24 protein-coding genes are annotated in these 23,227 nt (G+C 68.6%); 12 read left to right on the plus strand and 12 right to left on the minus strand.

The window, feature by feature from the left end:
* The first annotated feature begins 4 nt into the window (after positions 1-4).
* The 4 genes from ACO2RV_RS10050 (at position 5) to ade (ending at position 5,124) form a co-directional block, all read left to right on the plus strand.
* Positions 5-1,432 (plus strand): class I adenylate-forming enzyme family protein, encoded by a 1,428-nt coding sequence (locus tag ACO2RV_RS10050; protein ID WP_423292421.1) that lies wholly within the window; start codon positions 5-7, stop codon positions 1,430-1,432.
* A 97-nt stretch (positions 1,433-1,529) separates the two neighbouring features.
* Entirely contained in the window at positions 1,530-2,315 is a 786-nt protein-coding gene (locus ACO2RV_RS10055; protein WP_423292423.1) for a DeoR/GlpR family DNA-binding transcription regulator, read from the plus strand.
* A 105-nt stretch (positions 2,316-2,420) separates the two neighbouring features.
* Complete coding sequence (locus ACO2RV_RS10060) at positions 2,421-3,380, plus strand: aldo/keto reductase (RefSeq protein ID WP_423292425.1); 960 nt, start codon at positions 2,421-2,423, stop codon at positions 3,378-3,380.
* A 4-nt stretch (positions 3,381-3,384) separates the two neighbouring features.
* Entirely contained in the window at positions 3,385-5,124 is a 1,740-nt protein-coding gene (gene ade, locus ACO2RV_RS10065) for an adenine deaminase (RefSeq protein ID WP_423292427.1), read from the plus strand.
* Between the two features lie 19 nt (positions 5,125-5,143).
* On the opposite strand, the gene ACO2RV_RS10070 is transcribed toward ade, so the two are convergent.
* The 5 genes from ACO2RV_RS10070 to ACO2RV_RS10090 form a co-directional block, all read right to left on the minus strand.
* Positions 5,144-6,184, minus strand: a complete 1,041-nt coding sequence (locus tag ACO2RV_RS10070) for a transglycosylase SLT domain-containing protein (protein WP_423292429.1) — start codon at positions 6,182-6,184, stop codon at positions 5,144-5,146.
* Positions 6,185-6,302: 118 nt separating this feature from the next.
* The gene (locus ACO2RV_RS10075; protein WP_423292431.1) at positions 6,303-7,634 is read right to left on the minus strand and encodes an MATE family efflux transporter; all 1,332 of its coding nucleotides are present in this window, start codon (positions 7,632-7,634) and stop codon (positions 6,303-6,305) included.
* 13 nt (positions 7,635-7,647) lie between these two features.
* Positions 7,648-8,226: a peroxidase-related enzyme gene (locus ACO2RV_RS10080; RefSeq protein ID WP_423292433.1), complete on the minus strand. Its 579-nt coding sequence runs from the start codon at positions 8,224-8,226 to the stop codon at positions 7,648-7,650.
* Positions 8,227-8,228: 2 nt separating this feature from the next.
* Positions 8,229-8,723 carry a CMD domain-containing protein gene (locus ACO2RV_RS10085; protein WP_423292435.1) on the minus strand — a complete coding sequence of 165 codons (495 nt, stop codon included), beginning with the start codon at positions 8,721-8,723 and terminating at the stop codon, positions 8,229-8,231.
* Positions 8,724-8,728: 5 nt separating this feature from the next.
* Positions 8,729-9,043, minus strand: coding sequence for a DsbA family protein (locus ACO2RV_RS10090; RefSeq protein WP_423292437.1), 315 nt, complete (start codon positions 9,041-9,043; stop codon positions 8,729-8,731).
* Here ACO2RV_RS10090 and ACO2RV_RS10095 point away from each other — a divergent pair.
* Positions 8,993-9,988, plus strand: coding sequence for an NAD/NADP octopine/nopaline dehydrogenase family protein (locus ACO2RV_RS10095; RefSeq protein WP_423292439.1), 996 nt, complete (start codon positions 8,993-8,995; stop codon positions 9,986-9,988). The genes ACO2RV_RS10090 and ACO2RV_RS10095 overlap by 51 nt on opposite strands.
* Positions 9,989-10,072: 84 nt before the next feature.
* Here the strand turns inward: ACO2RV_RS10095 and ACO2RV_RS10100 are convergent, their stop codons facing one another.
* The 3 genes from ACO2RV_RS10100 to ACO2RV_RS10110 all read right to left on the minus strand — a co-directional run bounded on the left by ACO2RV_RS10100 (position 10,073) and on the right by ACO2RV_RS10110 (position 13,159).
* Positions 10,073-10,903, minus strand: coding sequence for a transporter substrate-binding domain-containing protein (locus ACO2RV_RS10100; RefSeq protein WP_423292441.1), 831 nt, complete (start codon positions 10,901-10,903; stop codon positions 10,073-10,075).
* Between the two features lie 30 nt (positions 10,904-10,933).
* Entirely contained in the window at positions 10,934-12,193 is a 1,260-nt protein-coding gene (alr, locus tag ACO2RV_RS10105) for an alanine racemase (protein WP_423292443.1), read from the minus strand.
* A 93-nt stretch (positions 12,194-12,286) separates the two neighbouring features.
* On the minus strand, positions 12,287-13,159 hold the full coding sequence (locus tag ACO2RV_RS10110; protein WP_423292445.1) for a helix-turn-helix transcriptional regulator: 873 nt from the start codon (positions 13,157-13,159) through the stop codon (positions 12,287-12,289).
* 338 nt (positions 13,160-13,497) lie between these two features.
* Here ACO2RV_RS10110 and ACO2RV_RS10115 point away from each other — a divergent pair, with 338 nt between their 5' ends.
* From ACO2RV_RS10115 to ACO2RV_RS10145, 7 genes are read left to right on the plus strand one after another with little or no spacing between them, the layout of a single operon-like run.
* Positions 13,498-14,223, plus strand: coding sequence for a GntR family transcriptional regulator (locus ACO2RV_RS10115; RefSeq protein WP_423292447.1), 726 nt, complete (start codon positions 13,498-13,500; stop codon positions 14,221-14,223).
* A complete protein-coding gene (locus ACO2RV_RS10120; RefSeq protein ID WP_423292449.1) occupies positions 14,220-15,242 on the plus strand; it encodes an amino acid ABC transporter substrate-binding protein in 1,023 nt (340 codons plus the stop codon). The genes ACO2RV_RS10115 and ACO2RV_RS10120 overlap by 4 nt, the downstream gene beginning before the upstream one ends.
* Positions 15,243-15,270: 28 nt before the next feature.
* Positions 15,271-16,455: an amino acid ABC transporter permease gene (locus tag ACO2RV_RS10125; RefSeq protein WP_423292451.1), complete on the plus strand. Its 1,185-nt coding sequence runs from the start codon at positions 15,271-15,273 to the stop codon at positions 16,453-16,455.
* 1 nt (position 16,456) lies between these two features.
* Positions 16,457-17,581: an amino acid ABC transporter permease gene (locus ACO2RV_RS10130; protein WP_423292453.1), complete on the plus strand. Its 1,125-nt coding sequence runs from the start codon at positions 16,457-16,459 to the stop codon at positions 17,579-17,581.
* The gene (locus ACO2RV_RS10135; protein WP_423292455.1) at positions 17,578-18,330 is read left to right on the plus strand and encodes an amino acid ABC transporter ATP-binding protein; all 753 of its coding nucleotides are present in this window, start codon (positions 17,578-17,580) and stop codon (positions 18,328-18,330) included. The genes ACO2RV_RS10130 and ACO2RV_RS10135 overlap by 4 nt, the downstream gene beginning before the upstream one ends.
* Positions 18,331-18,336: 6 nt before the next feature.
* Complete coding sequence (locus ACO2RV_RS10140) at positions 18,337-19,551, plus strand: aminotransferase class V-fold PLP-dependent enzyme (RefSeq protein ID WP_423292457.1); 1,215 nt, start codon at positions 18,337-18,339, stop codon at positions 19,549-19,551.
* Positions 19,548-20,594 (plus strand): threonine aldolase family protein, encoded by a 1,047-nt coding sequence (locus ACO2RV_RS10145; RefSeq protein WP_423292459.1) that lies wholly within the window; start codon positions 19,548-19,550, stop codon positions 20,592-20,594. Before ACO2RV_RS10140 ends, ACO2RV_RS10145 begins: the two co-directional genes overlap by 4 nt.
* 43 nt (positions 20,595-20,637) lie before the next feature.
* Here ACO2RV_RS10145 and ACO2RV_RS10150 read toward each other — a convergent pair whose 3' ends face one another.
* From ACO2RV_RS10150 to cbiM, 4 genes are read right to left on the minus strand one after another with little or no spacing between them, the layout of a single operon-like run.
* A complete protein-coding gene (locus tag ACO2RV_RS10150) occupies positions 20,638-21,354 on the minus strand; it encodes an energy-coupling factor ABC transporter ATP-binding protein (RefSeq protein WP_423292461.1) in 717 nt (238 codons plus the stop codon).
* Entirely contained in the window at positions 21,351-22,064 is a 714-nt protein-coding gene (gene cbiQ, locus ACO2RV_RS10155; protein WP_423292463.1) for a cobalt ECF transporter T component CbiQ, read from the minus strand. The genes ACO2RV_RS10150 and cbiQ overlap by 4 nt, the downstream gene beginning before the upstream one ends.
* A complete protein-coding gene (locus ACO2RV_RS10160) occupies positions 22,061-22,612 on the minus strand; it encodes a cobalamin biosynthesis protein CbiL (protein WP_423292465.1) in 552 nt (183 codons plus the stop codon). The genes cbiQ and ACO2RV_RS10160 overlap by 4 nt, the downstream gene beginning before the upstream one ends.
* Positions 22,609-23,223 carry a cobalt transporter CbiM gene (gene cbiM / locus ACO2RV_RS10165; RefSeq protein WP_423292467.1) on the minus strand — a complete coding sequence of 205 codons (615 nt, stop codon included), beginning with the start codon at positions 23,221-23,223 and terminating at the stop codon, positions 22,609-22,611. Before cbiM ends, ACO2RV_RS10160 begins: the two co-directional genes overlap by 4 nt.
* Positions 23,224-23,227: the final 4 nt, after the last annotated feature.

A 23,227-nucleotide genomic window follows, 5' to 3' on the forward strand; every position in this document is an offset into this window, starting at 1 on the left:
CGTCGTGGCACGCAGTATCGGCGACCGGCTTGACCTGCTGGCGCGGGAGGAGCCCTCGCACGCCGCGCTGGTGTGCGGCGACGAGGTGCTGAGCCGTTCCGCCTTCGCCGATCAGGTCGCGCATTGGCGCGGCGTCCTTGGCGCGGTGGTGCCGCCGGGCGCGGGCGTCGCGCTCGACATGGGCAATTCACCGGAACTGGTCGCCGCCTTCTTCGCCTGCGCCACCAGCGGGCGGGTAGCGCAGGTCTATGAGCCCTCATGGCCGCCCGCCTACCGCGCGGCCATCGACGCCGCGCTCGCGCCGGCGCTGACGCTGGCGGCCGGCCTGATGCCGCAGCTGCCGCCCGCTCCCGCCATGCCGGTCTCGCCCGACGCGGCCTTCTATGTCGGCTTCACCTCCGGCACGACCGGCATGCCCAAGGGCTACCGGCGCTCGCACGCCTCATGGATCGACAGCTTCGCGGTGAGCGAGCAGGCGTTCGGCCTGTCGGCGGACGACGTCGTGCTGGCGCCGGGCGGGCTTGCCGCCTCGCTGCATCTCTACGGCGTCGTCCATGCGCTGCATATCGGCGCGAGCGCGGTCATGATGCGGCACTTCCTGCCGCTGCGCGCGCTGGAACTCATCGCGCTCCATGGCGTCACCGCGCTCTACGCGACGCCGACGCAATTGCAGATGCTCACCAAGGTCGCGCATGCCGAGGCGATCGTCTGCCCCGGCGTGCGGCGCATCATGATCAGCGGCGCCAAATGGCAGCCGGAGACCCGCGCCGCCGTCGCCGCCATCTTCCCGAATGCCGGCATCGCCGAATTCTACGGCGCTTCCGAGACCAGCTTCATCACGCTGGTCGGCCCCGGCGAGGAGGTGCCCCCCGGCTCGGTCGGGCGCGCCGCGCCGGGCGTCGAGCTGCGTATCCGCGACGGCGCGGGGCGCGATCTGCCGCCGGGCGAGACCGGCACGATCTGGGTCGCGAGCTCGATGCTGTTCGAGGCCTATGCGTGCGGCGGCGGTGAGGAGACGCGCCGCGACGGCGCTTTCCTCACCATCGGCGATCATGGCCGGCTCGACGCGACGGGCTATCTCACCCTTGTCGGCCGCGAGCGGCGCATGCTGGTGACCGCCGGCCAGAACGTCTACCCGGAAGAGGTGGAGGCCCTGCTCGCCGCTGCCCCGGGTGTCGACGAGGCCGTGGTGCTGGGCCTGCCGGACGCACTGCGCGGGGTCGAGCTGGTCGCCCTGCTGCGCGGGCCGGGGGCCGGCGACGAGCGGCGGCTGCGGGCGCATTGCCGGCGCTTCCTGCCGGCCTCCAAGCTGCCGCGCCGTTTCCTGGTGATCGACGACTGGCCGCGCACCGCTGGCGGCAAGGCGGACATCCAGGCGCTGCAACACCGCGCGGCGGCCCTCATGGCGGACAAGGCGGCGCCACCCGGCTAGCCTCGTTTGCACCCGCCGCTCCATTGTGCAGGATGGACACTAGAATCATTCTCTCGGACGTCGCGCCAGCGCGGGGGGCAGGAACGAGCGAAGCGGAATGAACGCCATTTCATCACGCCAGCAGGACATTCTCGTGCTGGCGCGCGCGCAGGGGCGCGTGAGCGTCGACGACCTTGCGGGCCGCTTCGAGGTCTCGCCGCAGACCATCCGCAAGGATCTCAACGATCTGTGCGTGCGCCGGCTCATGTCGCGCGTGCATGGCGGCGCCGTGGTCGCCTCGGGCGTGGAGAACCTCGCCTATGAGGCGCGCCGGGCCATGGCGCAGGGCGCCAAGCGCGCCATTGCGGAGGCCGCCGCCAGCATCGTGCCGAACCGCGCCTCGCTGTTCATCAATATCGGCACCACCACCGAGGAGGTCGCCCGCGCGCTCGGCGACCATGAGGATCTCCTGGTCATCACCAACAATCTCAATGTCGCGACGCTGCTCTACCGCCACCCCAAGATCGAACTGATCATGGCCGGCGGCCCGGTGCGGCACGCCGACGGGGCGGTGATCGGCTCGGCGGCGGTCGATTTCGTGCGCCAGTTCCGCGTCGACTATGCCGTCATCGGCGCCTCGGCGATCGAGGAGGACGGCACGCTGCTCGATTTCGACTATCGCGAGGTGCAGGTTGCCCGCGCCATCATCGACAATGCCCGCCAGGTCATCCTCGTCGCCGACCGCTCGAAGCTGGAGCGCTCGGCGCCGGTGCGCATCGGCGCGATGGAGGAGATCGACACCTTCGTCACCGATCTCATCCCGTCTCCCTCGCTGCGCGACGTGTGCGCCCGCCATGCGGTGGAACTGATCGAGGTCGGCACTCGCGACGAGGACGGTTTCTGAACCCACCCGGCCGTCAACCCGACCAAGATACAACGCAGGGGTGGCTGGCCGGGGGCGCGATCTGCAATAGATTTGCCCCCGCGCATGAAGCCGGAGGAACGACGCATGGAACTTCGCCGCCTTGGCAACTCCGACATACTGGTCCCGCCGCTCTGCTTCGGCGGCAATGTCTTCGGCTGGACCGCCGATGAAGCCATGTCCTTCCGCCTGCTCGATGGCCTGTTCGAGGCGGGGTTCAACTTCATCGATACCGCCGACGTCTATTCGCGCTGGGCGGGCGGCCATGAGGGCGGCGAATCCGAGACCATCATCGGCAAGTGGATGAAGGCGCGCGGCAACCGCGACAGGATCGTCCTCGCCACCAAGGTCGGCTCCGACATGGGCCTCGGCCGCGTCTGCCTGAAGCCGGACTACATCCGCACCGCCGCCGAGGCCTCGCTGAAGCGGCTGCAGACCGACCACATCGACCTGTATTTCTCGCACTGGGACGACCCGGAAACCCCGTTCGAGGACGTGCTCGGCGCCTATGAGGAACTGATCAAGGCCGGCAAGGTGCGCCTCATCGGCGCTTCCAACCTTTCCGCCTCGCGCCTTTTCGACGCTTTGGCCGTCTCCGCGCGGGAAAAGCTGCCGCGTTACGAGGTGTTCCAGCCGGAATACAATCTCTGCGAGCGCGAGGTCTATGAAAGCGAGATCGAGCCGATCTGCCAGCGCAACGGGCTCGGCGTCGTGACCTATTTCTCGCTCGCGGCCGGCTTTCTGACCGGCAAGTACCGCAGCGAGGCGGATGCGCAGAAGAGCGTGCGCGGGCGCGAGGTCGTAGGCAAGTACCTGAACGACAGGGGCACGCGCATCCTCGCCGCGCTGGACGAGGTGGCGGCCGCGCGCAAGGCGACGCCGACCCAGGTCGCGCTGGCCTGGATCATGGCGCGCCCCAGCGTCACCGCGCCGATCGCCAGCGCCTCGAAGCTTGAGCAACTGAGCGACCTCATCGCCTCCGCCAGCCTTCATCTGACCGGGGCCGAGGTCGCCCGCCTCGACGCGGCCAGCGCCTGGAAGGAATGATCCGATGACCAAGCTGTCCGCCGCCGAGATCGGCCGCTTCATCGATGCCGGGCGGGGCGTCGCGCCGGCGGATGTCGTCGTCAAGGGCGTCCGCCTGCTCGACGTCATCACCGGCACGATCAGCGAGACCGACATCGCGATTCTCGGTGATCGCATCGTCGGCACCTATGACAGCTATGAGGGCGTCGAGGTCATAGACGGCGCCGGCCTCTATGCCGTACCGGGCTTCATCGACACCCATCTGCATGTCGAATCCTCCCTCGTCACCCCGCTGGAATTCGACCGCTGCGTGCTGCCGCATGGCGTCACTACGGCGATCTGCGACCCGCACGAGATCGCCAATGTGCTGGGCGCGGAGGGCATCGAATACTTCCAGCGCTGTGCCGAACAGACCATCATGGATCTGCGGGTGCAGCTCTCCTCCTGCGTGCCGGCCACCGCCTTCGAGACCTCCGGCGCGGAGCTTTCGGCGGCCGACCTCGTCGCCCTCACCGGCCATCCCTCGGGCATCGGCCTCGCCGAGTTCATGAATTTCCCCGGTGTGCTGTTCAGGGACGAGGGCTGCCTCGCCAAGCTGGAGGCGTTTTCCGGCGGTCATATCGACGGCCACGCGCCGCTGCTCGGGGGACGCGACCTCAACGGCTACATCGCCGCCGGCATCCGCACCGAGCATGAGGCGACCACGCTGCCGGAGGCGCGCGAGAAGCTGATGAAGGGCATGACGGTGCTGATCCGCGAAGGCTCGGTCTCCAAGGACCTGCACGCGCTGATCCCGCTCATCACGCCCGACACCTCCGCCTTCCTCGCCTTCTGCACTGATGACCGCAACCCGCTCGACATCGCCGAGGAAGGCCATCTCGACTACATGATCCGCACCGCGATCGCCCAGGGCGCGCCGCTGCACCATGTCTATCGCGTGGCCAGCTGGTCGGCGGCCAACGCCTTCGGGCTCACCGATCGCGGCCTCATCGCGCCGGGCCGCCGCGCCGACATCGTGCTGCTGGACGATCTGGAGGCGTGCTCGGTCCGCCACGTCATCGCCGCCGGCCGGCTGGTGACGCCGGAACTGTTCGCCACGCGCACCCCCGTCGCGCCGGTCGGGCTTCAGTCGATGAAGGCGGAGAAGGTCGCAGCCTCCGATTTCCGCATCCCCGCCACGACGAGCGCGACGCGGGTGATGGGCGTAGTGCCGGGCCGCATCATCACCGAGGACGTGGCGCTCGACCTGCCGGTGGTCGACGGTGAGAAGCAGGTGGATCTCGACAAGGACGCGGTGAAGGTCTGCGTCGTCGCCCGCCATGGCAAGAACCGCAATATCGGCCGCGGCTTCGTGCATGGCTTCGGCATGAAGCGCGGCGCCATCGCTTCCTCGGTCGGCCATGACAGCCACAATATCTGCGTCGTCGGCGCCGACGAGGCGGACATGGCGGTGGCGGTGAACCGGCTGATCGAGCTGAAGGGCGGCTTCGTGGTTGCCGAGGGTGGCAAGGTGACGGCCGAACTGGCGCTGCCGGTCGCCGGGCTGATGGCCACCGGCACCTTCGAGGAGGTGCACGACGCGCTCATCCCGCTGCGGGCGGCGGCGAAGGCGCTCGGCGTGGTGTTGGCCGAGCCGTTCCTGCAGGTCGCCTTCCTGCCGCTGCCGGTGATCCCGCATCTGAAGATCACCGATTTCGGCATGTTCGACGTCGACCACTTCGCGCTGCTGGAGCCGCAGGGCTCGCCGGGTCGCGCGCACGGGTGAGGGGGCGGTTGCCGGCAGGCTATTCCTCGGCCACCGCGGTCCGGATCAGCGAATCGCGCATGCCCTTGCGCTTGGCCTCGTAGTAATAGCCCTTGGCATAGAGCGTCACCGCCCGCTTCTCGTCGCGTCCGGCCACCCGGTACGCGTTGGCGAGATAGGCCACCGCGTAGGTCAGGTTGGTGTTGGCGTCGAGAAGGTCCTTGGGCGCGCCGCGAAAGCCGAGGCCGCGCGCGGTGTCGACGCGGATCTGCATCAGTCCCCAATAGGGGCCGTTGCGCTGGCCGGGGTCGAACTTGCTCTCGCGCCAGGCGACGCGGCGCACGAGCCAGACCGGCACATCGAAGCGCTCGGCGTGGCGCTGGAGCAGCGCCTCGATATGCGGCGGCGCGCGGTCGGCGGTGGCCCGGGTGGCGACCGGCTCGGGCGCGTCGTCGATGGGCTGCGCGGCATCCTCGGCAGCGGCATTGGCATCCGGCTCGGCCGCGTCGTCGCGCGGCGCCGTCGCGTCGTCCGGCACGACCTCCTGGGCCGCGATCTCCTCGGGCGCCGCCGTCTCCTGCGGAACCACCGGGAAGGGGCCGACGAGCCGCCTGGGCGGCAGCGGCGCCAGCGAGGCCAGGACGATGCGGGGCTGTTCGGCGAGCCGCTTCGGCGGCAGCGGGACGGGTAGAGCGGTCACCGCGGAGGAGGGGGGAGCCGGCGGCGGAACCGCGATCACCCGCTGGAACACCTCGATCTCGGCAACGACCTGCCGACGGGCGGCGAACTTTTCGACAGGCAGCGCGCCCCGCGGCGGGTCGGTCAGCCATCCCGCGTAGGAGGGCGCGAAAAGAGCCAGGGGAGCGTGCGCGACAGGCGCCAGAAGCGCGGCGGGCAGGACCCCGTCGGCGGGCGGCGGAACAAGCTCGGGCGCCGAACCGGCCGTCGTCGCCGCAGGCGAATTGGCCGCCGCCGGCTTGTGCTCAGCCGCAGCCCAGGCCGGCGATGCGCCGGAAATCGGCCCGCAGGCGAGGCCCCCCACCAGCGCGAACCCCGCGACCGCAAGAGGTCTTCCGCCCAACCATCGCTTTGTCGTTCGCCATTCCACGCCGCTGCGTAGCACAATTCGGCAAAGCTCGAAAACCCGCTCTCGCCATTCGCGCTTCCGGCGGGGCGGCTTGGGACCGGAAAGCCGGGCCTCAGGACGGTCCCAGGGTCCGCAGGGCGAGGCGCGGCAGCATGAAGCGAAAGGCGATGCTGCGCGCGCACTGGAAGAACGCCAGCGAGATCCACAGGCCGTGATTGCCGAAGACCGGCTGCAGGATCGCGCAGGCGAGGAAATAGGCGGCGAGCGAGATCAGCATGAGGTTGCGCATCTCGCGGGACCAGGTGGCGCCGATATAGACGCCGTCCATCTGGAAGGCGACGACGCCGACCAACGGCAGCGCCACGGCGTAGGGCAGGAAGAGATGGGCGAGCCGCGCGACTTCCGCCGTGGGAGCCGTGAGCGCGATCACCCAGGGCGCGAGCAGATAGAAACCGATCGACACCAGCGCGGCGAAGACGAAACTCCAGAGCGTCGTCAGCCGGATCACCGTGTCGAAGGCCGGCCGCCAGCGCGCGCCGACCGCGCGGCCGGCCAGCTGCTCCGCCGCCGTGGCGACGCCATCGAGAAAGGCGACGCCAAAGAAATAGAAGCGCAGCAGGATGGTGTTGGCGGCGAGGACGTCGATGCCCAGCGTGCCGCTCTGCCGGGTGAAGAACGAGATGCCGATCAGCAGCGAGAAGGAGCGGATCATCATGTCGGCATTGACGGCGAACAGCCGCCTGAGCGCCGGCAGGTCCGGCAACTGCCACAGCCTGCGGTCGGTACGCAGGGCGATGAGGCCGAGGCCCGCGAGCGTGGTGGCCCCCTCGGCGGCGAGGCTGGCGAGGCCGAGGCCGGCGACGCCCCAGCGCAACTCCAGCACCCACCAGAAGCTGAGCACCAGATTGAGCCCGTTGAGCAGCGTCTGCAGGAGCATCGCCGCGAGCGAGCGGCCGAGGCCGATGACCCAGCCGAAGATGACGAAATTGATCAATGCGAAGGGCGCCGACCAGACGCGCCAGCCGAAATAGGTCGCGGCAGCCTCGGCCACCTCGCCTTGGGCGCCGAGGGCGGCAATGGCGAGCCGGCCGATCGGCACATGCAGGAGGAGGATCAGCACGCCGGCGGCGAGCGCGATGATGAGGCCGCTGAGCAGGGTGCGCTGCTCGGCGAGGCGGTCGCCGGCGCCCAGCGACTGGGCGGTGAAGCCGGCGGTGGCGCCGCGCAGGAAGTTGAAGGAGACGAAGATGACGTCGAAGATGACGGCAGCCAGTGCGACGCCACCCACAAGCGCCTCCTCGCCGAGCTGGCCGATGACGCCGGTCGCCACCAGCCCGACCAGCGGGGTGGAGAGATAGGCCGCCATCATCGGTAGCGCGAGGACAAGCACGTCCCGGTGGCCGACCGTGAAGGGACGGGAGGTGCCGATCGGCGGGAGGGCCATCGCCGCGCCTGCCTCAACCCTTGGGATGCGGCTCACCGAGCGTGTGCATCAGCCGATTGGCCCAGCCGAAGATCGCCACCGAATGGATGAGGTCGAGTATTTCGAGGTCGGACAGGCCCTTCTCCCGCAGGTGGTAGAGATGGTAGCCGCCGACATCGCCGGGATTAGAGGTGAGGTCGACGGCGAAGTCGAACAGTGCCTGCTCATGGTCCGGCAGGTCGGCCCTGGTCTCGCGGGCGTAGATCTCCGCGACCACTTCGGGCTTCTTGTCCAGCTGGATATAGCGCGCGGCATGCACGGCCGCGCAGAACACGCAGCGATTGACCACCGACGCGCCGAGCGCGCCGAGTTCGCGGCCGGCGCGCGACAGGCCGCCTTCGCTGTACATGATGTCGTTGAACAGCGGCGTGCGCTCGGCCAGCATTTCCGGCTCGTGGGCAAGCACCAGCACATAGGGCGAGACGCCCTTGTTGGACGGCGTCATCTTCAGCGCGTCGAGCTGCCGGGGGCTGGCGGCGGCAAGCTCGACCGGGGTGACATAGGGATGCCAGTCGAGCGGCTCGGTGGTGAAGGCATGGACAGGCTCGGACATGTTCAGTGATCCCGCAGCATGGCGAGGCCGGCGACGACCAGCACCTGATAGTTCACGAAGGCGATCAGCCCGGCGAGGGTGACGATGTCGGTGTCGTCGAGGCCGACGGCCTTCAGTGCCTCGATGTCGGCGCGGGTGGCGTTTTTCGGGGCGAGCGTCACCAGGTCGACATGGCGCAGCACCGCCGCGAGCCGGCCGGGCTCGGCCGGCCGGAAGGCGGGGTCGGCGATCTGCGTCTCAAGCTCGCTCGGGCTCTCCGCGAGAAGGAGGGCGCGGTAGTGGGCGGCGAGCTCGTCGCTTTTCCACGCCGCCGCGATGCGGGCGGCGAGCGCGGCACGCATCGCATAGGGGAAGTTGCGCGGCTCCTGCGGGCGGAGTGCGGCGGTGTAGCTGGTCTGCGTCAGCCGCTTCAGCGTCGCGCGTTCATCGCGCAGGGCGGGGATCGGCGAGGAGGGATCGAGCTTCAGAACGCTTTCGATCACGTCGGGTGTGGACATGGCGGTCAGTCCTCAGAGAGTGCTTCGTCAAGGAAGGACAGCCGGTCCTGGCCCCAATAGAGCACGTCCTTGTAGATCCAGGTCGGGGTGCCGAACACGCCGCGCTGCCTCGCCTCTTCATGGCTGTCGAGCCAGGCCTGCATGATCTCCGGCGCCTCCTCCATCTCGCCGAGCTTTTCGCCGTCGAGGCCAAGGGCGTTGGCGACCTCGATGCGCACCTCCGGCTGGGTGACATCCTTCTCCTCGCTCCACAGCGCGCGCAGCAAAGCGTGGCTGAGTTCGAGCGCCGGCAGGCCCAGCCGGTCGGCGGCGATCACCATGCGGGCGGCGCGCTGACTTTCGAGGGCAAGGTTGGCGTTGCTGGCGACCTCGGTGCAGCGGTGGCAGCGGCCGACGTGATCCTCCTCACCATGCCGGGCAACGGCCATCGCGCGGCGATGGACGCGGTGGCGCCGCATATTCGACCCGACCAACCGGTGATCGTCAGTTCGCACAGTTCCTTCGGCGCGCTCTATCTGTCGCGGGCGCTTGCTTTGCGCGGCGTGTCGGTGCCGATCAGCGTGTGGGGCACGACGCTGCTCACCGCGCGCGTGCAGGGTCCCACCTCGGTGCGGGTGAACACGGTGCGGCAGAAGATCGACGTCGCGACCCTCCCGGCGGGTGCGATCGAGGAGGGCCACGCGCTGTGCACGGCGCTGTTCGGCGACCGCTTCGTGCGCCGCGACGGGCTGCTCGCCATCGCACTCTCCAATCTCAACCCCCAGAACCATCTCGGCATCGCGCTGCTCAACCTCACGCGCATGGAGAAGGGTGAGACCTGGGGGCAGGGCGAGCATGTGACGCCGGCGGTGGGGCGGGTGATCGAGGCGCTGGACGCTGAGCGTCTCGCCATTGCCGATCGCTTCGGGCTGAAGGTGCGCACGGTGCGCGAGCACTTCTCGCTCTCCTTCCACGTGCCGATGGCAAGCGTGTCGGAGATGAACCAGCAGATGCATGCGGAGGGGCGCGGTGGCTTCGGTCCCGCCGCCTTTGACAGCCGCTACATCTTCGAGGACGTCCCGTTCGGCCTGGTGCCGACCGCGCTGCTTGGCCGGATGAGCGGCCACCCGGCGCTGCTGCACGAGGCCGGGATCGCCCTGCTCTCCGCCGCTGCCGGGCGCGATCTCGCGAGCGAGAACGACATCCTTCCGTCCCTCGAATTGGAGCGGCAGGGGATGGATGCGTTGATGGCGCTGTGTCGGACGGGGTACGCGCATCCGGCGTGAACGGACAGGCCCTCCGGCTGCGGAACGCGCCCGGAGTCCGGTTGGCCCGCAGATGCCGCGGGCCAACCGACGTCCGTTCGTCGGTCACTTTGACGACAGGTCGGCTCCGAACCATTTCACGCTGAGCTTCGACAGCGTGCCGTCGGCGCGCGCGGATTCGATGGCCTGGTTGAATTTCTCCGCCAGTTCGGGATTGTTCTTGCGCAGGCCAATCCCTACCCCCGGCCCGAACAGGCCACCGGAGATCCCGGGTCCGAACAAGGTCGCGCTTCCCGCGTCCTTGGAATCCAGAAACACCTTCCAGACCGAGTAATCCGCCAGGCCGCCATCTATCCTCCCCGCCACGAGGTCGAGGTTCAGATTGTCCTGCGTGTCGTAGCTCCGGACATCCACGGCGTTGCCGAAATATTGGCGCATGAACGCTTCTGCATTGGTGGAGCGCTGCACGCCGATCGTCCGGCCCTGCAGCTTCGCCCTCAGCTCGGCAAGTGTCGCCTGGTTTGCCGCACTGTCATCTCCAAGATCAATCCTGGCATCGGCATCGCTCGCCGGCAGATCGAGCGACTTGCTCATGACGAAATAGTTCGACGTGACAGCGTAGGGCTGGGAGAAGGCGATGACCTGCCTGCGCCTCTCGGTGATCGACATGCCGGCCATGATGGCGGCGTACTTGCCGACGTTGAGGCCGGGGATGAGGCCGTCCCAATCCTGGGTGACGAACTCGCAGCTGAGCTTCGCGCGTTCGCAGAGCGCCATCCCGACATCAATATCGAATCCGATGAGCTTTCCCCCGCTGTCGATGGCATTCCATGGAGGAAACGCCCCTTCCGTGGCGATCTTCACCTTCGCCTCATCCGCGAAGGCAGGTCCGGTCACGGCAAGAAGTATTGGCAATAATATTCCGAAGACACGCATTTTATTCCGCCTTTTCGTTTTCTGGAAGGATTAGACGTAGACGCGCGGAATGTGGTCACGCAGATCTGCGTGAAGTCCCACAATGTCGGTTCCCCACTGCGCGGCGAGATCTTCGAGGGTGATCACCTCGCCGCCCTGTCGGCCGAGCAGCAGGGCCCGATCGCCGAAGCGCGCTTCTGGCACATGCGTCAGGTCGACCCGAAGATGTTCGAGATGAGCGGGGGGGAGGATGGGAGCCCGGCGATTCCGCACGAGAACTTCGGCATTGGGTGGCACCCTGCGGGGGTAGCCGTCGCCCCAGCCCATGCCGAGCACCCCGATGGTCATTCCGGATCTGAAGCCGGGAAGCTCGGGAACGGGTTCGAGCGATGCATCGATATGCTTGATGGCCACAAGGCTGGTCGATATCGCCGTGAGCGCCGGCCGGAGCGAGACCTGTCGGACGGGGCTGTCCGTTTCCGGCATGCCGATGAACAGGGCGCCCGGATCGACGGCATCGAAATCCATCTCGGGATAGCGCAGCACGCCTTCCGTGCTCGACAGCATGACGATCGGCGGAAGCGTGCCCGCTGCCTCGGCATCGCGGACGATCCTCCTGAGCCGGGCGAACTGCGTGAGAGCGTCAGAGGGAGGCGAGCCCGGCAACTCGCTCAGATGCGCGTAGAGGCCCTGCACCTCTACCCGTGCCGAGGCCCGCGCGCTGGCGAGCAGCCCTCCGATTTCCCCGGGAGTGGCGCCGGCGCGAAAGAAACCGAGGTCGCATTTCACGAATATGCACAGGCCCGGCAAGGCGGCGCGCCAGAGCTCCAACTCCGCGAGGCTGGAGACGGTGATGGTGAGATCCAGGGCCTCGATGACCGGTGCCGATCCGGGCAGGGGGCCGGGGTAGAGCAGGATCGGCCGGACGACGCCCCTCTCGCGGATGGCGATCGCGTCGGGCAGCGAGGCGACGGCGAAACCATAGGCACCTTCCGCCGCCAGCGCCTCGGCCACGTGACCGGCGCCGCAGCCATACGCATTGCGCTTCAGGCAGGCGAATATCTTCACCCCGGCCGGCAACTGGGCGCGCAGCTGCCTGTAATTGTGCCGTATCGCCTGAAGGTCGATTTCGTACCAGGTGTCGCGGGCGGGCCTTGCGGCCTGCAAGGCCGAAGGGGGCGCAGCAGAGGGCGCGCCACGATGCTCGGTCGGCGAAACGCCTTTGAGCACGTCGAGCGGCCCGACGCGTTCCCTTGGATTGCGAAGACGCAACGCTTCCGCGATGTCCGCGCGAGCTTCGATCTCGACCATGAATCCCTCGACCCTTTGGTGCCGAGGGTGTCCCGTCGCGATGAGGCTACGCTTGCAGCGGATTGATGCGCTTGCAGCGGATTATCGAGAAATTCAGTCGTCCGCCTTGATCGGCCATGACGTCCGATAGCTGCCCGGCGTCATTCCGAATGCCTTGCGAAACGCATTGGAGAGATGACTGGAGCTGGAGAAGCCGCAGGCAAGGGCGATTTCCGTCAGCGATTTTGCGGTGTGCCGAAGATCTTCCCTGGCGCGTTCGAGCCGCCGCTGGTGAACGAAGGCGTGCGGCGGCATGCCCGTCGTCTGCTTGAACGCACGGCAGAGATGAGGAACGCTGACACCGGCAAGCTCGGCGAGAAACGACAGCGATATCTCCGACGCGAGCTCGGCGTCGATCCTCTCGATGAGGCGGTTCATGACCGCTGGAGAAAGCCCGCCTCTGATCGGGCGCGGCATGTAGTTCATCCGCCGGAACAGCTGCGCGACGATGGTCGCGGCGTAGCTTTCGGCCAGAAGAGAGCCGTACGGGGTCTTCTCGCCGATTTCCGCCCCGATCCCGCGCGCCGCCTGCATGATGATGGGGTCGCAGAAACCGAGATCGGGCGAGAGATGAGGCCTGGGATGGGGGGACATTCCCCGGCCCAGCCTGTCCACGAACTGGCTGGAGATCGCTATGGAAAGATAGGCTGCCGTCGACGCGCCTTCCTCCCAACCCGACCAATGGCAGCCGGCGGGAACGAAAAGCACGGCTCCCGGCCTGCGTCTCATGAAGCCGGCGCGTCGACCATCAAGGAAATACTCGCCGCGCTCGGCGTTGCCCTGGAGATTGAGGAGGATGAGATGGCTCTCAGTCGCGAGTGCGGTCTCCTCTTTCTCCAGGCCGGTGCGTTTCACGAGATCGGCGCGGACGTCCGCCCACGACCTCTGCTCGCGGATGACCGTCCGGCAATTGCCCTTCTTGAACATGTGGCTCGGGGTCGGGAGGCTCATGAGGCGGTCCGGAGGTGGGAAATCGTCATGATCGGCGATCGACGCCCGCCGATCGCCCTGAATCTGGTCGCGGAACGGGATCCGTGGCGTTCCGCCGGAATCCGTCGGGCCGGCGTTGGGAGAGCCCTTGCACTATGCCCGCAAGCCATCCCGGCCTGCAAGCTGGTGGCGGGTTCGACGTCCTTCTCCTGGAGGGCAGCCGCCTCCGGACGTGGCGCCGCTTCGCCCTTGCCGCGGGAACTGACCAATCCGAAGGCAGTCCGTGGCGATCATTTGTTCTTGCAACTGGTATACCGGTCAACCAGACTGTGCGTATGAAGATGCCCTTCGAATTCGAGCGCGAACGCGCCTATCACCGCCTTGTCGACCTGATCTTCGGGCAGGCGCTGGAGGCCGGCGCGCCGCTGTCCGAGCGCAAGCTGGCCGAGCAGCTCGGCATGGGCCGCATGCCGGTGCGCGAGGCGCTGCACCAGCTCGAGCAGGAAGGCGTGGTCGAGGTGAAGCCGGCGCGCGGCACCTTCGTGCGGCGCATCTCGGCCGGCGATCTCGCGGAGATCTATCGCGTCCGTGACGTGCTGGAGGGGCTCGCCGCCGAGCTGGCCGCCACCCATGGCCCGACACCCGCGCTTGCCGCCTGCGGAACCCGCATGCGCAGCATGGCGCAGGACCCCTCTGCCTTCACCGCCGTCGAGATCGACGATGCCGGCACCGAATTCCACGAACTGCTGATGCTGGCGAGCGCCAATGCGGCGTTGATGGAGACGGTTCGCCTGCTGCGGCTGCGCTTCCGGCTGGCCTTCCATCTGCCGCGCTATTTCTCGCACGAGAACCTCTACTCGACGCTCGCCGACCACATCGAGATTCTCGATGCCATCGAGCAGCGCGCCCCGCGCGTCGCCAGGAAGCTGATGCGCGCGCACCTCAAGCGCGGCCTCGACATGCGGCTCAAGCTCGAAGCCGCCTCGGCCGCCAATCGGCGTTCAACGCAGAAAAACGACGCCGCCAAAGGCGTCACCAGAGGTTTGGAGAACACGGAATGAAGAAGCATCTTGCGACCGGGCTCGTCGCGCTCGGAGCCCTTGCCGCCGTGTGCGGCACCGCTGCGGCCACCACGCTAGAGACGGTGAAGAAAAACGGCGTCGTCACCTGCGCGGTCAATGGCAGCCGGCCCGGCTTCTCCGCGGTGGACAGCAAGGGCGAGTGGAACGGCATCGATGTCGATACCTGCCGGGCACTGGCCGCCGCCATCTTCGGCGACGCCACCAAGGTCAAGTATCTCAAGACCAACAACCAGACGCGCCTGACCGCGCTGCAGACCGGCGAAGTCGACGTCACCGTCGCCAACACCACCTGGACCCGTGCCCGCGACACCGATCTCGGCGTCGATTTCGTCGCGCCCACCTTCTATGACGGCCAGGGCCTGATGGTGCCGAAGGCGCTCGGCGTCAAAAGCGCCAAGGACCTCGACGGCGCCAGCGTGTGCGTGCGCCCCGGCTCGACCTCCGAGCGCGTGGTCGCCGACATCCAGACCAAGTTCAAGATCACGCTGAAGCTCGTCGTCATCGACGACCAGAAGGAGATCAACACCGCCTTCTTCGGCGGGCGTTGCGATGTCGCGGTGCAGTCTTCCTCGGGCCTGTCTTCCACCCGTGCGGCGGTGGCGCCGAACCCCGACGACTACGTCATCCTGCCGGAGCTGTTCGGCAAGGATCCGATGGGCCCGGTGGTTCGCCAGGATGACGCGCAGTGGCGCGACATCGTCCAGTGGACGGTGTTCACCCTGTTCCAGGCGGAAGAGAGCGGCATCACCTCGAAGAACGTCGACGAGATGAAGGCCACCAGCACCGATCCGATCGTGCGCCGTCTGCTCGGCGTCGAGGATGCCGGCAGCAAGGGGCTCGGGCTCGATCCGGCCTGGGCCTACAACGTCGTCAAGCAGGTCGGCAATTACGGCGAGGTGTTCGAGCGCAATGTCGGCAAGGGCTCACCCCTGAAGCTGGAGCGCGCGCTCAACGCCCAGTACACCGACGGCGGCCTCATCTACGCCCCGCCGCTCTGAGCCTTGTGACCGCCGCGAGCCGCATGCGATGAGCCATATTTCTCCCCTGAGGGTGGCGCCCGCCGTGCCACCCTGGCGAAACCCGCGCGTGCGGGCCATCGTCTGGCAGACGCTGCTCGTCCTCGTGCTGCTCGCGCTGGCCGTCTGGCTGGTGACCAATGCCCGCCGGGCACTCGCCGAACGCGGCATGACGTCCGGTCTCGGCTTCCTGCTCGATCCCGCGCAGTTCGCGCTCGGCGAGGCGTTCTTCGTCTTCACGCCGGGCTCGACCTATCTCGCCGCGCTGGCGGTGGGCGTCGGCAATACGGTGATGCTCTCGCTGGTCAGCGTCATCACCGCCACCGTCATCGGCGTCGCTCTCGGCTTCGCCCGGCTGTCGCGCAACGCCTTGGTCGCCGGCCTTGCAAAGGCGTATGTCGAAGCCTTCCGCAACACCCCGCAGCTCGTGCAGATCGTGTTCTGGTACAGCTTCTTCACGCTGCTGCCGGGCCCGCGCCAGTCCTTGTCGTGCTTCGGCCTCGTCTTCGCGTCCAATCGCGGCCTGACCGTCCCGGCGCCCGAGGCGGGTGTAGTGTTTCTCGTCGTGCTCGGCATGCTGGCGCTGGGCGCCGTGCTGGCGCTGCTCTTCGCGCGTCTGGCCGACCGCCATCGCCGCCGCACCGGGCGGCCGTGGAAACTCGTCCGCGCCATCGAATGCGCCGTGTTCCTGCTGCCGGCGCTGGCGACGTGGCTTGCATCGGGCGCCCCGTTCGGCTGGAGCGTGCCGGAACTGCGCGGCTTCAACTATGTCGGCGGCGCCACGCTCGCCCCCGAATTCCTCGCCATCTATTTCGGCCTCTCCTTCTACATCGCCGCCTTCATCGCCGAGATCGTGCGCGGCGGGCTGGTCAGCGTCGATGCCGGGCAGATCGAGGCCGCCAACGCCATCGGGCTGAGCCGCGCCGACCTCTATCGCAAGGTGATGGTGCCGCAGGCGCTGCGGGTCATCATCCCGCCGCTGGCGGCGCAATATGTCAGCCTGGTGAAGAACTCCTCGCTCGGCGTGGCGGTCGGCTATCCCGATCTGTTCAGCATCTCCAATACGGCGCTCACCTATAGCGGGCGCACCATCGAGGTGCTCAGCATCATGGCGGTGATCTATCTCGTGCTGTGCCTGGCCATCGGCGCGGCGGCGAATGTCGTCAACCGCCTCGTGCAGATACCGGAGCGCTGAGATGAGCACCGCGCCGCGCTCCTTCGCGCTTCCGGCCTCCTCCCCGCCGCGCCTGCCGCCAGCGGATGCGCGGGGCCTGCGTGCCTTCCTGCGCACCCATCTGTTCCAGTCGCCGCTCGCCGGCCTGTTCACCTTCCTGCTCGGGGCGGTGGTCATCACGGCGCTGTGGCACATTCTGCGCTGGAGCGTGGTCGACGCGGTCTGGTACGCGCCGGACAATGGCGCCGCCTGCCGCACCGCGACGGGCGCCTGCTGGGCGGTCATCGCCGAGAAGTACCGGGTCATCCTGTTCGGCGCCTACCCCTATGACGAGCAATGGCGCGGCGGCCTCATCATCGCGATCTGGCTGGCCTGGGGCGCGGTCTCCGCCACCCGCCTGCTCGGCGTCGGCACGAGGCTGGCCGGCTGGGCGGCGGTGTTCGTCGCGACCATCCTGCTGCTGCGCGGCGGCATTCTCGGGCTCGCGCCCGTGGGCACCGACCATTGGGGCGGGCTGCCGCTCACGTTCATCATCTTCGGCGGCACCATCGCCGGCGGTCTGCCGCTCGCCATTATGCTCGCCATCGGACGACGCTCGGAACTCAAGGTGCTGCGCCTGCTGTGCGTCGCCACCATCGAGGGCGTGCGCGGCATTCCGCTGCTGGCGCTGCTGTTCTTCGCCGCGCTCATCCTCCCGCTGTTCCTGCCGCCGCAGCTCACCGTCGACAAGCTGATCCGCGCCGAGATCGGCATGATCGTCTTCTTCGCCGCCTATGCGGCGGAAGTGGTGCGCGGCGGCCTGCAGGCGATGCCGGAAGGCCAGGACGAGGCGGCCAAGGCGCTCGGCCTCGGCTACTGGCTGCGCATGCGCAAGATCATCCTGCCGCAGGCTCTCGCCATCGTGGTGCCGGCGCTGTTCAACGACATCATCCGGGCCTTCAAGAACACCACCTTCTTCAGCATTCTCGGCCTGTTCGACGTGCTCGGCGCCACCAAGGCGGCGCTGCAGGATCCGAACTGGGTGCGCTACGGCACCGAGGGCTATCTGTTCGTCTTCCTGCTCTATTTCATCATCTGCTCCGCCATGTCGCTCTATGGCGGTTCCATCGAGCGCGACAACCGGCGCCGCGTGCGGAGGGCGACATGACCGTCGCCCGTGAACTGGTTGTCGAGATGTCCGGCCTCAATAAATGGTACGGCGAGCACCATGCGCTGCGCGACGTGTCGCTCGGGCTGGCCGCCGGCGAGAAGATCGTACTGTGCGGCCCCTCGGGTTCCGGCAAGTCGACGCTGATCCGCTGCATCAACGGACTGGAGGCGTTCCACGAGGGCGACCTCCGGGTGTGCGGCATCCGGCTCGACGGTACGCAGGACAGCCTGAACGCGGTGCGCCGCAAGGCCGGCATGGTGTTCCAGAATTTCAACCTGTTCCCGCATCTGACCGTGCTGGAGAACCTGACGCTTGGCGCGGTCTATGCTCGCTTTGAGCCGGAGCACCGCGCCATCGAGCGCGCCCACGGCCTGCTCGCGCGGGTGCAACTCACCTCGCAGACGCTGAAATTCCCCGCCCAGCTCTCCGGTGGCCAGCGCCAGCGCGTGGCGATTGCCCGCGCGCTGATGCTGGAGCCGGAAGTGATGCTGTTCGACGAACCGACCTCGGCGCTCGACCCGGAGATGGTCCATGAGGTGCTCGACGTCATGGAGGAGCTGGCGCTCAGCGGCCAGTCCATGATCGTGGTCACCCACGAGATGGGCTTTGCCCGCACGGTCGCCGACCTCGTGGTCTTCATGGACCAGGGCGAGATCGTCGAGGCCGCGCCGCCGGAACGTTTCTTCGAAAGCCCGACCACTGCCCGCGCCAGGGCCTTCATCGGGCAGATTTCCCACGCCACGTAGGACGCCATGAACAAGAACACGGCCACGCCGATCGACACGGCCCCGCTTCCCGTCCCTCGTCTTGCCGACGGCACGCCGGATTGGGCGCGGCTGCGCCGGGAATTCCCCGCGACGGAGCTGACCACATATCTCGATATCGCCCGCAAGGCGCTGCTGCCGCGCTGCGCCGCGCAGGCTGCGGCCGACTGGTTCGCCGACATCGACTCGCGCGCCACCGGCCGCCGCGCCTTCTCGATGAACGAGGTGGAGATCACCCGTGCCGTCGTCGGCGAGACCTTCGGCGCGGCGCCGCAGACGCTGGCGCTGGTGAAGAACACCTCGGAAGCCATCAACATCGTTGCGCAGGGATTCGACTGGCGGGAGGGCGACAACGTCGTCATCTCCGAGGCCGAGCACGAGAACAACACCTTCCCGTGGCGCCCGCTGACACGGCGCGGCGTCGAGGTGCGCGTCGTTCCCGGCGGGGCTGATGGCCGCGTCACCACCGACGCGCTGCGCGCCGCGATCGACGCGCGCACCCGCATCCTCTCCGTCGCCTGGGTGAGCTACGGTCTCGGCGAGCGCGCGGATGTCGACGCGCTGGCGCAGATCTGCCGCGACAAGGGCGTGCTGTTCGTGATCGACGGCATCCAGGCCATCGGCGTGCTCGACCGCCGCATCGACGCTCTCGGCGCCGATGTCGTCGCCTCCGGCGGCCACAAGGCGCAGATGAGCGTCACCGGCGCCGGGCTGATGCATGTCGCGCCCGAGGCGCTGGAGCGCTTCCGCCCGTCTTTCGCGGCGAAATACTCCTTCGCCACCCTCGACCGCACCGAAACCGAGCCGGCCTTCGCGCCCGACGCGCATCGCTTCGAGTACGGCAATCCGAACTTCATCGGCCTCGCGGTGCAGCGCCGCTCGGCGCAGTTCATCGCCGGGATCGGGCTCAATGCCATCGAGGCCCGCATCCACCACCTCACCGATCTGCTGATGGAACTCGCCGACAGGCAGGGGCTCAAGGTGCGCACCCCACGCCCCTGGGGTGAGCGCGCCGGCATCGTCAGTTTCGATCTGGACGGCGTCAGCTCCGACGGGATGGAGGCCGCGCTGGAGGCGGAGGACATCCGCGTCGCCAGCAAGGACGGCCATCTGCGCGCCGCCGCGCATTTCTACAACAACGAGGACGACGTGCACCGCTTCATGGACCGGCTGCAACATCACCTGCGGGGAGCCAAGGCGTGACCCGTCCCATCGAGATCGATCTGGTTTCCGACACCGCGACCAAGCCCTCGCCCGCCATGCTGGCGGCGATGGTGAATGCCCGCGTCGGCGACGAGCAGCGCGACGAAGACCCCACGGTGCTGGAGCTCAACGCGCGCGTCGCCGATCTGCTCGGCATGGAATCCGCGCTGTTCCTGCCGTCCGGCACCATGTGCAACCAGATCGCCTTTCTGGTGCATTGCCGGCCCGGCGACGAGATCATCACCGCCGCCAACGCGCATGTGTTCGGCTCGGAAGGGGCGGGGGCGTCGGCGCTGGCCGGCGCGCAGTTCCGCCCCTTGCCGACCGCGAACGGCGTGTTCCAGGCAAGCGAGGTCGAAGCCGCGATCCGCATGCCGCGCCATCGCTCGCCGCGCAGCCGGCTGGTCAGCGTCGAGCAGACCGCCAATCGCGGCGGCGGCAGCGTCTGGCCGATAGCGACGCTGGACGAGGTCGCCGCCGTGACCCATGCCCATGGCCTCGCCATGCACATGGACGGCGCGCGGCTCCCCAATGCGGCGATCGCCTCCGGCACGCCGATGTCCGCGCACACCGGAGGGCTGGACAGCGTCTGGATCGACCTCTCCAAGGGCCTGGGCTGCCCGGTCGGTGCCGTGCTGGCGGGCTCCGGGGGCTTCATGGAGGAGGCGCTGTTCTGGAAGCACCGCCTGGGCGGGGCGATGCGGCAGGCGGGCTTCATCGCCGCCGCCGGGCTCTACGCGCTGGAGCACAATTATCAGCGCCTCGCGGAGGACCATGAGAATGCGCGGCTCTTCGCGGGAATGGTCCATGGCGCCGGCGGCGTCGAGGTGTTTCCCGCCGAGGTGGCGACCAACATCGTCTTCCTCGACCTGTCGCATTGTGCGCTCGACACCTCGATCGCCGCCGCGCGGTTGCGCGAGCAGGGAATCCGCTTCGGCGTCGAGAGCGCTACGCGCATGCGCGTCGTCACCCATCTCGACGTGAGCGCCGGACAGGTGCGCCGGGCGGCGGAGGCATTCATCCGCATCGTCGAAACGCGCTGACGCCGCCGGCCGGAGCGTGGACGGTCGACGGCTCTGCGGCGGCCTAACGTTCCGTCGTCGCGTGAATGTGCGGGTGCGAATGGGTGTGGCTGTGCGCGTGGGTGTGGAGCGCGGCGGGGAACAGCCTGCCGTCCTCGATCACCATCGCCCGCGTCGCCAGCTCGGCGATGAAGCCATCGTCATGTGAGACCAGCAGCATCGCACCGGGGAAGGCGCGCAGCGCCGCGCGCAGGCGGCGCCCGTTCTCGGTGTCGACCCCGTTGGTCGGCTCGTCGAGCAGCAGCACGTCCGGCTTCATCGCCAGCAGGCCGGCAAGGCAGACGAGGCGCTTCTCGCCGCCGGAGAGCCGGTGACTGATGCGCGGGGCGAGCGCACCGATGCCCAGCATCGCCAAAACCTCCTCGGCGCGGCGGAAGGCTTCCGCCTGCGTGCAGCCGAGATTGAGCGGGCCGAACGCCACGTCCTCGATCACGGTCGGGCAGAACAGCTGGTCGTCGCTGTCCTGGAACAGAAAGCCGATGCGTGGGCGCAGCGCGCGGAACTCGCGCTCGCCGCCACACGGCGTGCCGAACAGGCGCACCTGTCCCTCGCTGGCGCGTTCCAGCCCGACCAGGGTGCGCAGCAGGGTCGTCTTGCCCGCCCCGTTGGGACCGACAATCGCCAGCCGCTCGCCGCCACCGAGCGCAAGGTTCACCCGGTGCAGCACGGTCACGCCGTCACGGGCGACCGTGACATCCTCAAGGGCGACAAGCGCGCTCATAGCCGGTCCACCAGCAGAACGACGAGGCCGAAGCCGAGCGCCGCGGTGAGGCCCGCCCAGTCGCGCATGGCGGGCAAAGGCTGCGCAAGGCGCGGAAAGCGGCCGTCATAGCCCCGGCAGCGCATGGCCTCCTCCACGCGCTGCGCGCGGTCGAGCGCGCGCACCAGCAGCATGCCGAGCAGATTGCCATAGCTGCGCCAGGTGTGGCGGTTCGAGCGCGGACGGAAGGCGCGCAGGCGCATCGCCTCGTGCAGGCGCCGGGCCTCGTCGCGGATCAGCGACACATAGCGCGCCGTGAGCACGAAAAGCCGGACCAGCGGCTCCGGCACATAAAGGCCCCGCAGGGCGCCGCCCAGCTGCGCCGGCTCGATGGCGCCGAGCAACGCGGTCAGGATCAGCACCGAGGCCGAGACCTTGCAGGCGATCAGCGCCGCGCGCGCGACACCCTCGACGCTGGCCGTGAGTGGGCCGAGCGTGAACAGCGGCTGCCCGGCCATGGTGAAGGGAAGCGTCAGGAACAACAGCAGCAGGAAGCCCTCGACATGCAGCAGGCGGTGCCACAGTCGCCCCTGCGGCCGGCTCCACGCGACGGACAGGCCGACCGCCGCGAGGGCGCCGGCTGCGACCGGCAGCGACCTCACCTGCGACAGGCAGGCGATCGCGACGAAGGCGGCGACGATCCGCAGACGCAGGTCCGGCGGCGCCGTCATCTGCGCCGTCCTCTCGCCCACAGGCCCATGCCGGCAAGGCCAAGGATGAGGAACACGCCGGAGGTGATGTCGGTGAACCGCAGGCGCGATTCCATCCGGTCGATCTGTTCCATCAGCGGTTCGACCTGCCGCTGCACCGCTGCCTCGACCAGGGCGGCGAGCGGCGCGTCGGTCGCGGCTGGGGCGGCCGGCGTCTCGATGGCGGCCGACGCCGTGGCCGTCACCACGCCTCCGAAGCGCGCGGCGGGCAGGGTCGCGGAGGCGATATGCCCCTCGCGCGTGTCGACGGTGACGGTGATGTCCGAAGTCGGCGGCGGGGAGACGGGGAAGGCAAAGCGGCCCTCGCCATCGGTCGTCCCTTCCGCGATCCGGCTGCCGGCGGCGTCCTTGGCAACCCAAGGGGTCTGTTCGGCCCGCCCGCCGCCGATGAAGAAGGCGTAGCCCTTCGCCTCCATGCCCTCCACCGTCGCGAAGACCTTCAATCTGTGCGCCTGCGCCGGCCCCGCAAGGGCCAGAGCCAGCAGGAGGGGAAGCAGCAGCCGGATCATGGGGCGACGGGCCTCAGCGCATCGGGTTGCACGCGGGCGAGGAAGGCGACGATGGCGGCGGTTACGAAGGCTTCGCCCAGCGCCAGCGGCAGATAGGTGGCGATCACCACGCTCGCCACCGGGGTGTAGTCGGTCGAGGACAGCCAGAGCGACAGGGCGACGAGCCCTCCCGTTCCCAGCACCGCCAGCGCCCCGACCAGCGCGCTCGCCGCCATGCGCACCGAGGGTCGGGTCGTGCTGCGGATCACCGGCCCCAGCGCCATGCCGAACAGCACGCCGGGCAGGGCGATGTTCACCGTGTTGACCCCGAGCGTGGTCAGGCCGCCGAAGCCGAACAGCAGCGCTTGCAACAGCAGCGCGACCAGCACGGCGAGGAAGGTGGCGGGCCCGAGCATGATCCCCATCAGCCCCGCCAGCAGCAGGTGTACGCTGGATGGCCCGACCGGCACCGCGATCAGCGAGCCGGCGAACAACGCCGCCGCCAGTATGGCGGTGCGCGGGATCATCCGGTCGTCGAGCCGGCGCAGCTCCAGCGCGACGCCTCCCGCCGCGACGATGCCGCCGGCGATGAGCACGGGAGCGGAGAGGATGCCGTCGGGGATATGCGCCATGCGG

Origin of the sequence: Ancylobacter sp. VNQ12 (assembly GCF_049445835.1) — a bacterium.
Lineage (GTDB): Bacteria > Pseudomonadota > Alphaproteobacteria > Rhizobiales > Xanthobacteraceae > Ancylobacter.

Bases quoted from the DNA above. Each gene is read 5' to 3' on its own strand.
- ACO2RV_RS10075 (WP_423292431.1), bottom strand. From the start codon at position 7,634: ATGGCCCTCCCGCCGATCGGCACCTCCCGTCCCTTCACGGTCGGCCAC.
- ACO2RV_RS10125 (WP_423292451.1), top strand. From the start codon at position 15,271: ATGAGCCATATTTCTCCCCTGAGGGTGGCGCCCGCCGTGCCACCCTGG.
- ACO2RV_RS10085 (WP_423292435.1), bottom strand. From the start codon at position 8,723: ATGTCCACACCCGACGTGATCGAAAGCGTTCTGAAGCTCGATCCCTCC.
- ACO2RV_RS10110 (WP_423292445.1), bottom strand. From the start codon at position 13,159: ATGTTCAAGAAGGGCAATTGCCGGACGGTCATCCGCGAGCAGAGGTCG.
- cbiM (WP_423292467.1), bottom strand. From the start codon at position 23,223: ATGGCGCATATCCCCGACGGCATCCTCTCCGCTCCCGTGCTCATCGCC.
- ACO2RV_RS10160 (WP_423292465.1), bottom strand. From the start codon at position 22,612: ATGATCCGGCTGCTGCTTCCCCTCCTGCTGGCTCTGGCCCTTGCGGGG.
- ACO2RV_RS10150 (WP_423292461.1), bottom strand. From the start codon at position 21,354: ATGAGCGCGCTTGTCGCCCTTGAGGATGTCACGGTCGCCCGTGACGGC.
- ACO2RV_RS10090 (WP_423292437.1), bottom strand. From the start codon at position 9,043: ATGGTGATCGCCGCCGACCGGCTGGGCCTGCCGGCGCTCGAACTCAGC.
- ACO2RV_RS10055 (WP_423292423.1), top strand. From the start codon at position 1,530: ATGAACGCCATTTCATCACGCCAGCAGGACATTCTCGTGCTGGCGCGC.
- ACO2RV_RS10135 (WP_423292455.1), top strand. From the start codon at position 17,578: ATGACCGTCGCCCGTGAACTGGTTGTCGAGATGTCCGGCCTCAATAAA.
- ACO2RV_RS10115 (WP_423292447.1), top strand. From the start codon at position 13,498: ATGAAGATGCCCTTCGAATTCGAGCGCGAACGCGCCTATCACCGCCTT.
- ade (WP_423292427.1), top strand. From the start codon at position 3,385: ATGACCAAGCTGTCCGCCGCCGAGATCGGCCGCTTCATCGATGCCGGG.
- ACO2RV_RS10080 (WP_423292433.1), bottom strand. From the start codon at position 8,226: ATGTCCGAGCCTGTCCATGCCTTCACCACCGAGCCGCTCGACTGGCAT.
- ACO2RV_RS10130 (WP_423292453.1), top strand. From the start codon at position 16,457: ATGAGCACCGCGCCGCGCTCCTTCGCGCTTCCGGCCTCCTCCCCGCCG.
- alr (WP_423292443.1), bottom strand. From the start codon at position 12,193: ATGGTCGAGATCGAAGCTCGCGCGGACATCGCGGAAGCGTTGCGTCTT.
- cbiQ (WP_423292463.1), bottom strand. From the start codon at position 22,064: ATGACGGCGCCGCCGGACCTGCGTCTGCGGATCGTCGCCGCCTTCGTC.
- ACO2RV_RS10060 (WP_423292425.1), top strand. From the start codon at position 2,421: ATGGAACTTCGCCGCCTTGGCAACTCCGACATACTGGTCCCGCCGCTC.
- ACO2RV_RS10100 (WP_423292441.1), bottom strand. From the start codon at position 10,903: ATGCGTGTCTTCGGAATATTATTGCCAATACTTCTTGCCGTGACCGGA.
- ACO2RV_RS10140 (WP_423292457.1), top strand. From the start codon at position 18,337: ATGAACAAGAACACGGCCACGCCGATCGACACGGCCCCGCTTCCCGTC.
- ACO2RV_RS10120 (WP_423292449.1), top strand. From the start codon at position 14,220: ATGAAGAAGCATCTTGCGACCGGGCTCGTCGCGCTCGGAGCCCTTGCC.